The sequence below is a fragment of the Candidatus Nanopelagicus limnes genome, assembly GCF_002287885.2.
GTDB lineage: Bacteria > Actinomycetota > Actinomycetes > Nanopelagicales > Nanopelagicaceae > Nanopelagicus > Nanopelagicus limnae.
On record NZ_CP016768.2, the window covers coordinates 102,076 to 113,885 of the forward strand.

14 protein-coding genes are annotated in these 11,810 nt (G+C 39.8%); 12 read left to right on the top strand and 2 right to left on the bottom strand.

Translation table 11 applies throughout. The annotated features are described in order from the left end of the window. Window positions 1-23: 23 nt before the first annotated feature. Genes B1s21122_RS00560 through B1s21122_RS00585 form a run of 6 tightly spaced genes read left to right on the top strand, consistent with a single transcriptional unit; the run spans window position 24 to window position 6,185 of the window. Window positions 24-1,862: an O-antigen ligase family protein gene (locus B1s21122_RS00560; protein ID WP_095681142.1), complete on the top strand. Its 1,839-nt coding sequence runs from the start codon at window positions 24-26 to the stop codon at window positions 1,860-1,862. Window positions 1,863-1,869: 7 nt separating this feature from the next. Continuing rightward, entirely contained in the window at window positions 1,870-3,057 is a 1,188-nt protein-coding gene (locus B1s21122_RS00565) for a nucleotide sugar dehydrogenase (RefSeq protein WP_095681141.1), read from the top strand. Next, window positions 3,057-4,010, top strand: coding sequence for an NAD-dependent epimerase/dehydratase family protein (locus tag B1s21122_RS00570; RefSeq protein WP_095681140.1), 954 nt, complete (start codon window positions 3,057-3,059; stop codon window positions 4,008-4,010). The genes B1s21122_RS00565 and B1s21122_RS00570 overlap by 1 nt, the downstream gene beginning before the upstream one ends. Before the next feature lie 22 nt (window positions 4,011-4,032). Beyond that, window positions 4,033-4,515, top strand: a complete 483-nt coding sequence (locus B1s21122_RS00575) for a heme-degrading domain-containing protein (protein ID WP_095681139.1) — start codon at window positions 4,033-4,035, stop codon at window positions 4,513-4,515. Next, a complete protein-coding gene (locus tag B1s21122_RS00580; RefSeq protein ID WP_095681138.1) occupies window positions 4,515-5,417 on the top strand; it encodes a carbohydrate kinase family protein in 903 nt (300 codons plus the stop codon). Before B1s21122_RS00575 ends, B1s21122_RS00580 begins: the two co-directional genes overlap by 1 nt. Next, window positions 5,418-6,185, top strand: coding sequence for an aldose epimerase family protein (locus tag B1s21122_RS00585; RefSeq protein WP_095681137.1), 768 nt, complete (start codon window positions 5,418-5,420; stop codon window positions 6,183-6,185). A gap of 1 nt (window position 6,186) precedes the next feature. On the opposite strand, the gene mshD is transcribed toward B1s21122_RS00585, so the two are convergent. Together mshD and B1s21122_RS00595 are read right to left on the bottom strand one after the other, a co-directional pair. Then, window positions 6,187-7,101, bottom strand: a complete 915-nt coding sequence (gene mshD, locus B1s21122_RS00590; RefSeq protein ID WP_095681136.1) for a mycothiol synthase — start codon at window positions 7,099-7,101, stop codon at window positions 6,187-6,189. A gap of 6 nt (window positions 7,102-7,107) precedes the next feature. Then, complete coding sequence (locus tag B1s21122_RS00595; protein WP_095681135.1) at window positions 7,108-7,812, bottom strand: winged helix-turn-helix transcriptional regulator; 705 nt, start codon at window positions 7,810-7,812, stop codon at window positions 7,108-7,110. A 20-nt stretch (window positions 7,813-7,832) separates the two neighbouring features. Here B1s21122_RS00595 and B1s21122_RS00600 point away from each other — a divergent pair, with 20 nt between their 5' ends. From B1s21122_RS00600 to B1s21122_RS00625, 6 genes are all read left to right on the top strand, one after another. Beyond that, entirely contained in the window at window positions 7,833-8,234 is a 402-nt protein-coding gene (locus tag B1s21122_RS00600) for a thioredoxin family protein (RefSeq protein ID WP_095681134.1), read from the top strand. Window positions 8,235-8,435: 201 nt separating this feature from the next. Then, on the top strand, window positions 8,436-8,891 hold the full coding sequence (locus B1s21122_RS00605) for a DUF4395 domain-containing protein (protein ID WP_095681133.1): 456 nt from the start codon (window positions 8,436-8,438) through the stop codon (window positions 8,889-8,891). A 31-nt stretch (window positions 8,892-8,922) separates the two neighbouring features. Further along, a complete protein-coding gene (locus B1s21122_RS00610; protein ID WP_095681132.1) occupies window positions 8,923-9,342 on the top strand; it encodes a Fur family transcriptional regulator in 420 nt (139 codons plus the stop codon). After that, window positions 9,342-10,247: a CAF17-like 4Fe-4S cluster assembly/insertion protein YgfZ gene (gene ygfZ, locus B1s21122_RS00615; protein ID WP_095681131.1), complete on the top strand. Its 906-nt coding sequence runs from the start codon at window positions 9,342-9,344 to the stop codon at window positions 10,245-10,247. Before B1s21122_RS00610 ends, ygfZ begins: the two co-directional genes overlap by 1 nt. A 130-nt stretch (window positions 10,248-10,377) precedes the next feature. Beyond that, entirely contained in the window at window positions 10,378-10,881 is a 504-nt protein-coding gene (locus B1s21122_RS00620) for a heme-binding beta-barrel domain-containing protein (RefSeq protein WP_095681130.1), read from the top strand. Next, a complete protein-coding gene (locus tag B1s21122_RS00625; RefSeq protein WP_095681129.1) occupies window positions 10,859-11,809 on the top strand; it encodes an asparaginase in 951 nt (316 codons plus the stop codon). The genes B1s21122_RS00620 and B1s21122_RS00625 overlap by 23 nt, the downstream gene beginning before the upstream one ends. The last annotated feature ends 1 nt before the right edge of the window (window position 11,810 follow it).

Consider the following 11,810-nt stretch of genomic DNA (forward strand, 5'->3'; position numbering starts at 1 on the left):
GTTTATTTCGGTAGGCTAATAGCATGAAGACCAACACATCACATTTTGAAAATATAGCTAAATCTCCCCTAAGGTGGATACTAATATCCTTAGTTTTTGTTACGCTTTTTTTCCAATCCACACTCGCAGATCCCTTTAATTCACCAAAATTATGGATATTAATTGTCCTTGCATCCTGGATTTCAGGCTATCTCATAAGCTTTAGAAGTGTAATTTTCGCGAATCTAGAGATCCAGCGTTTAACTGTGGTGATTATTCTTTTTATCATCTGTCTATTAGTTGCTTCTTTTTTAACAGATAATTTATATTTTGCTTTTTTTGGCGAAACTCAACGCCGAAATGGATTTCTCCAGTATTTTGCATTATCGGTAATAATGCTAGTGACTGCCATGTTTTTTCGAGATTTTAACGTTAAGAGTCTCTTCCAAGTCACATACGTAATTGCTTCTATATCGGCCTTTTATGCACTATTGCAGACCACAGGCAATGACTTTGTGAATTGGGTCAACCCATACAATTCAATAATTGGTACTTTAGGAAACCCTAACTTTGCCGCCGCAGTCATGGCAATAATGGGAGTTATGATTTTTACTTCAACATTTATAATTGAGCAAAAGTTTATATATAGATTATTTCCAGCTTTACTTGCATTACTCCTATTGTTTTTAATTTATAAATCCAATGCGCGTCAAGGACTTATTTCTTTTGGTTTAGGAGTTGGAATTTTTCTAACTATATTTATGTGGTCAAAAAGCAGATTGCTCGGCACTGTAGCAACTGTTATAGGAGGAATAACTGTACTTATCTCTGTATTAGGAATTTTACAAGTTGGGCCGTTTGAAAAATATTTGTACAAACCATCCGTCAGTATACGAGGTCATTACTGGAAAGCTGGAATCGATATGTGGTTGGCTCATCCTTTTTTTGGTGTCGGTGTTGATAGATACGGTGCTTACTTTAAAGAGTTCCGAGATTCTAGTTACCCTCTTACCTATGGTTTTGAGATTACCAGCACAAATGCTCATAATACATTTATACAATTTTTTGCAACTGGCGGAATTTTTGTTGGAATTACATATATTCTGTTGAATATTTATGTGTTGCAACGAGCCATAAAAGGGATTAAGAGTTTCAACGGCTCTGATAAAATGCACATGGCCTCACTTTTTTCAGCTTGGGTGGCTTTTCATGCACAATCTTTGGTGTCAATTGACAATATAGGAATTTCAATTTGGGGATGGATTCTTGGGGGTGCAATTGTTGGCTTATCAATATCGAAAATTGATTATAGCAATCAGAAAGAAGTTTTTTCGCAATTGAGTATTAGCAACAAAAAAGTTTTGCAGAATTCAATTTCAGGTGCATTAGCGTTAATGTCAATAATTTTGTTGAGTAATCTTTACAGTGGTGAAACCAATTCATATAGGTCAAGCGTTAAAGTAAATTTACAAGATGCTAATTCACGTTCCTACTATAGAGATTTACAGTTTAGGGTTATTGATACGCCACTTATTGACCCTACTTATAGTTTATTTGCATCTATAAATCTTGTTGAAAGTGGATTTATAAATGAAGGATTATCAGAAATTGAAAAGATATCCCTCAAAGATCCTAGAAATATAACAGCATTAAGTCTATTAGCCATCGTCAACGAGCAACTAGGAAACCTACCTAAAGCAATTGCCTATAGGGAAAAAATAGTAAGATTAGATCCTTGGGGCGCAACTAACTATCTCGCGCTAGGCATATATTACAAGCAGCAAGGAAACCTGATTCAGTCTCAAACGATATTAGAGAAGATTTTATCCTTTGCGGCTTCTAATCCTATTTCTCAACAAGCTAAAAAAGAATTAGCACCTTAATATCTCAATGCAAATCACTGTTGTAGGGCAAGGCTATGTAGGACTACCTTTAGCAATTGCTGCTGCTGATGCTGGATTTAAAGTGTTTGGATTAGATTTAAATCAGGAAAGAATTACATTACTTAGTCGTGGTATAAGTCTTATTGAAGACTTAAACGATGAGGCTGTACTGAGAAACTTAAAATCAAAGAACTACGAGCCAACTACAAATCCAAAGACGATTAATCAATCGGAGATTGTATTGATTTGCGTTCCTACGCCAATTACCAATGACAATAAACCAGATCTAGAGGCGCTAATCAGTGCTACCACTACTGTTGGAAGAAATCTAAAAGCCGAAACCTTAGTAATTGTAGAATCAACAATTGAGCCTGGTACTTGCCGAAATATTCTTCTACCAATTATGTTAAAGGAGTCTGGCTTAAAACTTGGTGAATTTGAAATTGCTTACTCCCCTGAGCGAATCGATCCAACAAATAAAAAGTGGGGTATTAGGAATACACCAAAATTAGTGGCCGGCCTTACGGATAATGCTACTAAGAGAGCAGAGGAGTTTTACGAGAAGTTTATTGAATCAATAATCATTTGTTCATCTTTAGAAATTGCTGAGACTGCAAAGTTACTTGAGAACACATTTAGGTTAGTAAATATCTCATTTATTAATGAGTTAGCAATCTTTTGCCAGAAAATGGGAATCGACATTACTGAGGTAATTTCAGCTGCAGCTACTAAGCCGTATGGGTTTATGCCCTTCTACCCAGGTGTTGGCGTTGGTGGTCACTGCATACCCGTAGATCCACTCTACTTAGCACATGCGGCTAAATCAATTGGTGCTCCCACTAGATTAATAGATTTAGCGGACCAAATAAACCAAGAGATGCCGGGGTATTTTGTTGGTAGAGCTGAAGAAAAAATTAGCGGGCTTAAGAATAAGAAAGTTTTAGTCGTTGGAGTTTCATATAAACCAAATGTGGCTGATGTAAGGGAGAGCCCTGTGGAGTCCTTGATTACCGGATTAAAACAAAAAGGGGCGCAAGTATCTTGGCATGATGATTTAGTAAAAGTATGGAATGGTGAGGAATCTGTTGCGCTCAGTAGTGATTTCGATCTAGCAATCATTGCGACCCCCCATGATTACCTTGATTTATTAAAGCTTGGAAATGTGCCAATACTTAATACACGAGGATCTATTTAGTGAAGTATTTAATTACAGGAGGAGCAGGATTTATAGGCTCCCACCTTGTTGAAAAATTGATTGCTAGAGGTGATCAGGTAGTTGTATTTGATAATCTCTCAACAGGCTCAGCACGTAATCTCTCTGCAATCAAAGAGGGGATTAAGTTTGAGCAAGGAAATATTCTAGATAAAGCAGCAATTGATAAATTAGTGTCAGAAAGTGATTATGTTGTGCACTTAGCGGCTGTACTTGGTGTATTTAATATTGTTAATAAGCCTTTAGAGAGTCTTAAAACAAATCTTCAAGGTAGTGAGGTTGTGCTTGAGGCATGTGATAAATATAGAAAACCAGTTTTAATTGCCTCAACAAGTGAGATCTATGGAAAAAATGACAAGGTGCCGTTAAGTGAAGAGGATGATCGAATTATTGGTCACCCACTAAAGTCACGGTGGTCATATAGTGAAGCAAAAGCTGTGGATGAAAGCCTTGCATATTTTTATTACTTAGAGAATAAACTTCCAATTCGTATTGTTAGGTTCTTTAATACAGTTGGTCCTCGTCAGATTGGCCATTACGGAATGGTGGTACCAAGGTTTGTAAGCTCAGCTCTAAAGAATGAGCCTCTTTCTGTCTATGGCAGTGGTGAACAAATCAGATGTTTTTGCCATGTAGATGATGCAGTTAGAGCCCTGCTTTTAGTGATGGATTCAGATAAAACTGTGGGTCAAGTTTTTAATATTGGAAACAACCAGCAGATCACGATTATGGAGCTAGCACAGAAAGTAATTGAACTTACTGGATCATCCTCTACTATTGCAAAGATTGCTTATGAGAAGGCATACCCTGAAGGTTTTGAGGATATGCAAAGGCGAGTACCTGATATATCAAAGATTAAGAAAGTTTTAGGCTGGTCACCTGAAATCAATCTTGATCAAATTATTAAAGATATCGCTGCCTTTAACTCCAAGTAATAACTCTAATAGGCTAACGGATATGACAACTGGCGGCTTTAGCAGCAAGCAATTATTAGAAGAAGAGCAAATCTTAAAGCTACCCTCACTTACAAATTCAGATGCAGTTGAAATTGGCGAGATCGCAACTACTTTAGGTAATCAAAGAAAAGTCCCTATAGCGATTCAGGTGCGAATTGGTGATTGGATTGTTTTCCACGCATCCCTACATGGCTCAAAACCTGAAAATGACTGGTGGATAAATCGCAAGGTTGCCGTGGTTAAGTTAAAGCAACATTCAACTATGTATGAAAGAGTTTCTGCTGAGGAGCGTGGAGTCGATTGGCATAAAGAAAATAACGTGCAAGATGAAACCCATGCAATTCATGGCGGGGCACTTCCCTTAATCACAGATGAAGGTTTTAAAGGGATTTTGATTGTAAGCGGATTACCTCAAGTTGAAGACCATTTATTTGCTGTTGAAGTATTAACAGAGTTTTTAGCCCGAAAAGGTGAAGAGCTTTAATGAGTCAAGTTTGGGTGGCAGGTGAGGTATTAATTGATTTTATTCCAGATGGTTCAGATCGAACACCAATTGTCGGTGGGGGGCCAGCCAACACAGCAAAAGCACTTTCAAAGATTGGTATCGATACGCAGTTTATTGATGGAGTTTCAACCGATGATTATGGTCAGATGGCAAAAGATGAGTTGGTTGCGTCAGGTGTAAAACTTGATTACGTAAAGTATTCAGATAAGCCAACATGTTTAGCAATAGTTTCACTTAACAATTCAGGATCAGCCACCTATGAGTTTGTTATTGAAAACACTGCCACCTTTGATTTCACTCTAGGTTGGCTACCAAATCCTCAAACTGAGCAGCCATCACTTCTTCATATCGGAACCCTTGCCACAGCAATTGAGCCAGGGGCCTCTGTATTACTTGAATGGGCACAATCTGTAGCAAAGATTGCACCAATTGTTTTTGATCCAAATATTCGGCCTGCTGTAATGAGTGATCGCAATCTGTATGTGAAGCAAGTGGAGCGATGGGTATTTATTTCATCAGCTGTGAAGGTAAGTGATGAAGATATAAGGTGGCTTTATCCTTCACTTGAAATTGATCAGGTTGTTAAGAATTGGCTTGCAAAGGGGCCATCACTGATTGTGGTTACATACGGTGATAAAGGATTAGCAGGGTATCGAGTAGGTGAAAAGGTAATTGTTGATACTGTAAAGGTTGTAGTTGCTGACACAGTGGGTGCGGGTGACACAGTGGGTGCTATTTTGGTTGAGGCAATTGTGAAAGATGGTCTGGATCCTTTGAGTGGGATGAGGTTAGAAATGATGCTTAAACGGGCTGCAAAGGCTGCTGCAATAACTGTTTCTAGAAGTGGTGCTAATCCACCAACATTAAAGGAGATTGAGTAAGTGTTAAATATTGATGGGGATCAAATCTCAATAGCAATTGATTTAGATCAAGGAGCACGTCTTGCATCTGTGCAGTGGCGAGATATGCAGTTTGCAGTTCCCTTTCGTGGACAGGATTTAACTTGGGGTTGGTTTTCTATGGCCCCCTTTGCCGGAAGAATTAAAGATGGAATTATTAAAGATTCAAAGGGTAATAAGCATCAATTACCAAATAACTTTGATCCACCGCACGCCTTAATTGGATATGGCGCGCAATCTTCTTGGGAGGATATTGGCGGTGGCCGGCAATTCTTAGAACTACCATCACCTTTTAACGGTGCGACTGTTACCCAAAGTTATGAGATCTTAGACAACGCAATTCGCTGGTCACTTGATTACGAAGCAAATGGTTGTGATCTGCCGGTAACTTTAGGTTTTCATCCATGGTTTGCCCGTGAGATTGGTAAAGGAGATTCAGCTGAGCTTTTATTTGCAGCTAATAAGATGTTTAAAAGAGGTGATGATTACCTACCAACAGGTGACATCATCACGCCAACCCAACCACCATGGGATGACACATTTATGGAGATTAAAGGAGTTCCTGAGATCATTTGGCCAGGAGCTGCCAGGTTAACAATGGAGTGCGATACGCCTTACTGGATGGTTTATAGCCAGGATGAAGATGGTATTTGTATTGAACCTGTGACAGCACCGCCTGATGCCCAAAACTTAGGAATCCAAGGCGATTCCTATATTGAGTGCTTAATTGCATTCAGTGAAGATTTATAACTTAACTTTTAACCCGATACATAACATCACTGCCAAACTCATTAAAGCCAAGTGATTTATAAAGATTAAAGGCTGGTTTATTTTCAACTCCAACATATAACATCACGTTGTTTAGCCCTTGATACTTTAAGTAATTAAGGCCGGTAATTGTTAAATCCCGTCCCATACCTTGCTCTTTGTAATCTGGATTAACCGCTAAAACATAGATCTCACCGAGCGCGTCATGACCATGATCATCATCCTGATCACTGTGTGAATGAGTGTGGGCGCCATGAATTTTGGTCCAACAAAATCCAATTAACTCACCCTTATCCTCCGCTATAAAAAATCCTTCTTTTTCAAACCAAGCTTCATTAAGTCTTACTCTTAAATCATCCTCACTCCACCCACCTTGATCTGGGTAATTAGCGAAGACTTTATTGTTAAGCGATAAGAAAGCTTGATTATCAAGATCTGGAATGAATGTGCGGATTGGGTATTTAGAAGTGACTGATTGTATTTGACCAAGTGATTTACTCATTAAAAGATTTGACCAAAGCCGTTCAAGTTTTAAAGATGAAGCAATAGCTTTTGCAGCGGGTAGATCACCATGAGACCAGATTCGAGTTTTATCACCACATACTTTTATTGCCTCATTCAATATCAAAGATCCCAACCCTTTGCCTCTATGGTTTGGATGCACCACTGCTTCGACACTTGGACCTGCCACTAGATCAGTTGTATCAAGGTGGGCGTATGCAATTACTTGATTGCCATTTTCAAAAACTATGTGTGAATCTGATTTATCACCACCATGGCGAAGGTGAAGTAATACATGCTCTGCAATAGGTGGAGTTCCATCAAAATCATGGGCAGCATTTATTAAAGCCAAAACACTTTCTTGTTGTGATTTAGATAGGTGATTTAAGTGTTGCAAGGGTTATTAATTAATATCAGCTGTTGTTTGATTATTTTGTACTGAAAAGCGATAGCCAACATTACGCACTGTGCCAATAATTGCCTCAAACTCTGGACCTAATTTTGAACGAAGGCGTCTGATATGAACATCAACAGTTCTAGTTCCACCAAAGTAGTCATATCCCCAGATCTCTTGCAGTAATTGAGATCTTGTAAAGACTCTGCCTGGGTGTTGGGCTAAGTACTTAAGTAATTCAAACTCTTTAAAGGTTAGATCAAGGACTCGACCCTTTATCTTGGCGGTGTATGAGGACTCATCAATTATTACCTCACCACTTCTAATCTCACCAGAGGATGGATTACTTGCTAATTGCGCAATCGCAGATTGGCCAATCACAATCCGAATTCGAGCGTCCACCTCAGCAGGACCTGCGGTATCAAGAATTACATCATCAATGCCCCAATCCGCATTTATTGCAGATAGGCCACCTTCTGTAGTGATCACCATAATCGGAACATCCACCCCAGTTGAGGTAATTAACTTGGTAAATGATTTCGCAGCTGGCAGATCACGTCGGGCATCAATTAGTAAGCAATCAACTACTGGTGGTTCAACTAAAACTGAGGCCTCAATTGGCAAGATCTTCACATCATGCTGCAACAAGCCAAGAGCGGGCATTACATCAGCGCTAGCACCGCTTGAGTTTGTCAGAAGAAGTAGACGTGCCATAAGAGTGCAAGAATACCGCTATGGAAAGTTTGCTGCCACTTCTTTTACTTATCTCCATAACCTCAGTAATTGGGCTAACTCTGCGCGCTAAAAAGGGTGTTATTAAAAAGGGATCAAGGTTGAAAATTTCAGAGGGTGAGTTCGCTGGCAAATATGGCAGCCGTCTTACCATCCTGCAATTTTCTACCACCTTCTGCTCTGAGTGCCGAACTGCAAAAGCAATTGTTAAAGATGTGGTTAAGGATTCTAAGGACATCACTTATGTTGAAGTTGATGCTGAATCCAATCTTGATTTGGTTAGAAGAATTGATATTCGCTCCACTCCAACCACCATATTTTTAGATAGCAAGGGGTTTGAGATCGCCAGGGCAAAGGGTGCGCCAAAACGTGATCAACTTATCAAGGCGATCAAAGCTATCTAAGGCTTTTGTGCAAATGCTTTGCAAGAAGTAATTTAGTAAATATCGTAAAATTCTCATTATGTTCTTCATACAACCTGTTTACTTCACAAAGCGGCGCGTAATTGATTTTGCCCGCGCAAAAGGTTGGATGTGTTGGATAAATATTTAATTTTTTTAGCTTTACAAAATTAATTTTATTTATCTAACAAAGGAGAAAAGAAAGTGTCAAATACAACTCAAGCAAAGCCTGAGCGTTTAATCGATGCCAGAGGTCCAAGATATACCGCAGCAATTACAACTGTAGTTCTATCAGCTGCGTTGGTAACAGAATCTAATTTAATTATTGGATTTCAATTTGCAGTCTTTTTATCAGCCGTTTTATTTGGACTTCGCAGGTCCGTCTATGGTTTTATCTATCGTAATTTGATTCAACCACGGCTTTCAGGACCAGTACCTAGTGAGAATGAGGCAGCCCCAAGATTTGCCCAATTAGTTGGCGCACTATTTGCTGCAACCGCACTCCTTGGTGGCTTAACTGGAAACACACCGGTCTTTTTAATTGCAACTAGTTTTGCACTAGGAGCTGCCTTCTTAAATGCTGCCTTTGGTTTTTGCTTAGGTTGCCAGTTCTACTTAATCCTTTTGCGTGCTAAATCTCGCATAACTTCAAGAAATTAGGTGGTGCTAAATAGCCAGTTAGACTTATCCCATGGCTAAACCAAATGAGCTGCGGGAAAAAGGGCTTCGCTTAACTCCACAACGTGAGTTAGTGCTGCAAGCGGTTAGACAGCTTGGCCATGCCACACCGGAAGAAGTAGCAGAAAAAGTACGCGCAACCCATCCTGGGATTAATCTTTCAACTGTTTATCGAAACCTTGAAACATTAGAAAATGTTGGTTTAGTGCTCCACACCCATTTAGGTCATGGTGGTGCGACCTATCACGCAGCCGAAGAGTTAACCCACCTTCACTTAGTCTGTTCAGAGTGTGAAGGGATTGGGGATGCCCCAATTGAAACTGCAGCTAACTTTGTTAATACCTTGGCGGATGATTACGGATTTAAGACAGATGTAACACACTTTGCTGTTTATGGATTATGTAGTAAGTGCGCAAATAAACCAGGTAAGTAATGACCGCCGTATTAGTTGAGTCAGGTCCAGATAAAGGTGCTATTTGGCACTCTGGTGAGCCAAATCAGGAGCAAAAAGCATTAGTAGCAGGAAATGCTTGGGCCGATTTATCACACCGGGGAATAATTTCAATCTCAGGCAAAGATCGCCTTACCTGGCTGCATGCATTAACTACCCAACACCTTGAAAAGTTAGAGGCTGGCAAATGGGTTGAAGCATTAATTCTTGATGTACAAGGACATGTAATTGATCAGCTATTTCTAGTTGACGATGGAAATACCACTTGGTTACACACCGAAAATTCACGAACACAGGAGATTTTAGATTACTTAAACAAGATGAAATTTATGTTAGAGGTGGAAGTTAAAGATCAATCAAATGATTACGCAGTGTTACGCGCTCCAGGTAAATCAGATCTACTAGGTGGTCCATACGCACTTGTCCCAAGGGTTGAGTTAAAAGAAACAACGGATGCTTTTAGTAAGTCTTATTCTCAAGTTGGCATGTGGGCGCTGGAGGCAGAGCGTGTATCGCAAGGTAGAGCTAGATTGTTATTTGAAACAGATCATAAATCAATTCCAAATGAGTTAGGTTTTATAAACAAGGCAGTACATATGAATAAGGGTTGCTACAGAGGCCAAGAGACTGTGGCAAAGGTTTTTAACTTAGGACAGCCGCCAAGAAAGTTAGTAAGGCTGCATTTAGATGGCTCAATGGTTGCGATGCCAGAGCATGGCGCAAAGGTTTATTTGGAGGATAAAGAGGTTGGCTTTATAGCCACAGTTGCCCGCCACTATGAGTTAGGACCAATTGCATTAGCTGTAATAAAGCGGAATGTGCCAGGAGATGCCACCTTAATCTGTGAGGGAGTTAGCGCCTCACAAGAGGAGTTAGCACTTCGGTAAGGGTTTAGGCTTACCTAATGGAAATTTTGACCACAATTTTATTAATTGCAGTAAGCCTGACCTTTTCAATCTTATTAATTTATAAGGGTGTAACTGGGCTTAAGAAAACTTTAAAGGTGGATAAAAAATAATGGCATTTACGATCCCAGAAAATCTACATCCAGATTTAATGCCACTTGCTTGGTTGATTGGTACATGGCGTGGAAAAGGACGTGGTGAGTATCCAAATGTGCCAGGCTTTCAATTTGCCCAAGAGGTTTCATTTAATCATGATGGCAGGGCTTTCTTAAACTACTTCTCACGTTCTTGGATCATTGATGAAAATGATGAAATCATTAGACCAGCTGCTTCTGAGGTTGGTTTTTGGCGGGTTAAAGAAAACAATGTGCTTGAAGTATTACTTGCTCATAACACTGGCATTGCTGAAGGTTGGGTTGGTGTTGTTAAGGGCGCCAAGATTCAACTTGAGATGGATCAGGGTTACTCATCTCCTTCTGCAAAAATAGTTACTGCTGGTTCTAGGTTATATGGATTAGTAGAGGGTGAATTGTTCACCTCCTATGACATGGCAGCACAAGGACAAACATTGCAAGCACATCTTTGGTCCTCACTTGAAAGACAATCTGAAAATTAACGAGAAATTTACTGGCGAGGTTTTAGCAAAGGTAACACGTGGTGATTTAGTTGAGTCCCTCCACTTAGGGCATTTAATAGTTTTAAATGCAGATGGATCAACTTATTTATCAAAAGGCTCACCTGAGTTACCGATCTATCCACGAAGTGCCATCAAGTCCTTACAAGCAGCTGGAATGCTTAAGGCAGGGCTTGAGGTGGAAGAAAATGAGTTAGCAATCATTTGCGCCAGCCACTCTGGCTCTCAATCACATATTGATTTAGTTACCAAAATGCTCACAGCCCGAGGACTTTCAACATCACAACTTAAAAATGCTGTTGATAAACCATTAGGTGAAAAAGAAAAAATCTCTTGGGGGGATAAAGCGCCAAGCCAGTTAGCCCAAAATTGCAGTGGCAAACATGCTGGAATGCTTATTACCTGCCAGCAAAATGGCTGGGATATGAATACCTACTTAGATCTAAAACACCCATTGCAGGTGGCAATTAAAAATGAGATTGAAGATCTATCTGGTGAAAAGGTGAGTGCAACAAGTGTTGATGGCTGCGGAGCGCCATTATTTGCAATCTCATTAATCGGATTAGCAAAAGCTATTTCAAATTTAGTTAAATCTAAAGAAGAGTCTTATCAGCAAATAGTTTTGGCCTGCACAAAATACCCAGAGTTAGTTGCAGGGGACGGCCGATTAACAACTCGGATGATGCGAGCTGTTCCTGGATTATTTATGAAGGAGGGTGCTGAGGGTGTGCAGGTGTGTGCGTTAAGTGATGGCAGAGTGATTGCAATAAAGATAATTGATGGCTCTTGGCGACCAGTTGCTCCAATCATTACGGAAATCTTGAAACGTTGGGGCATTGAGATGCCAGATGAGAGTGTGAAGATTTATGGGGGAAGCAGCGTAATTGGTGAGGTAATTGCCAATATTTAAA

Bases quoted from the DNA above. Each gene is read 5' to 3' on its own strand.
- B1s21122_RS00560 (WP_095681142.1), top strand. From the start codon at position 24: ATGAAGACCAACACATCACATTTTGAAAATATAGCTAAATCTCCCCTA.
- B1s21122_RS00565 (WP_095681141.1), top strand. From the start codon at position 1,870: ATGCAAATCACTGTTGTAGGGCAAGGCTATGTAGGACTACCTTTAGCA.
- B1s21122_RS00575 (WP_095681139.1), top strand. From the start codon at position 4,033: ATGACAACTGGCGGCTTTAGCAGCAAGCAATTATTAGAAGAAGAGCAA.
- B1s21122_RS00580 (WP_095681138.1), top strand. From the start codon at position 4,515: ATGAGTCAAGTTTGGGTGGCAGGTGAGGTATTAATTGATTTTATTCCA.
- B1s21122_RS00595 (WP_095681135.1), bottom strand. From the start codon at position 7,812: ATGGCACGTCTACTTCTTCTGACAAACTCAAGCGGTGCTAGCGCTGAT.
- B1s21122_RS00600 (WP_095681134.1), top strand. From the start codon at position 7,833: ATGGAAAGTTTGCTGCCACTTCTTTTACTTATCTCCATAACCTCAGTA.
- B1s21122_RS00610 (WP_095681132.1), top strand. From the start codon at position 8,923: ATGGCTAAACCAAATGAGCTGCGGGAAAAAGGGCTTCGCTTAACTCCA.
- ygfZ (WP_095681131.1), top strand. From the start codon at position 9,342: ATGACCGCCGTATTAGTTGAGTCAGGTCCAGATAAAGGTGCTATTTGG.
- B1s21122_RS00620 (WP_095681130.1), top strand. From the start codon at position 10,378: ATGGCATTTACGATCCCAGAAAATCTACATCCAGATTTAATGCCACTT.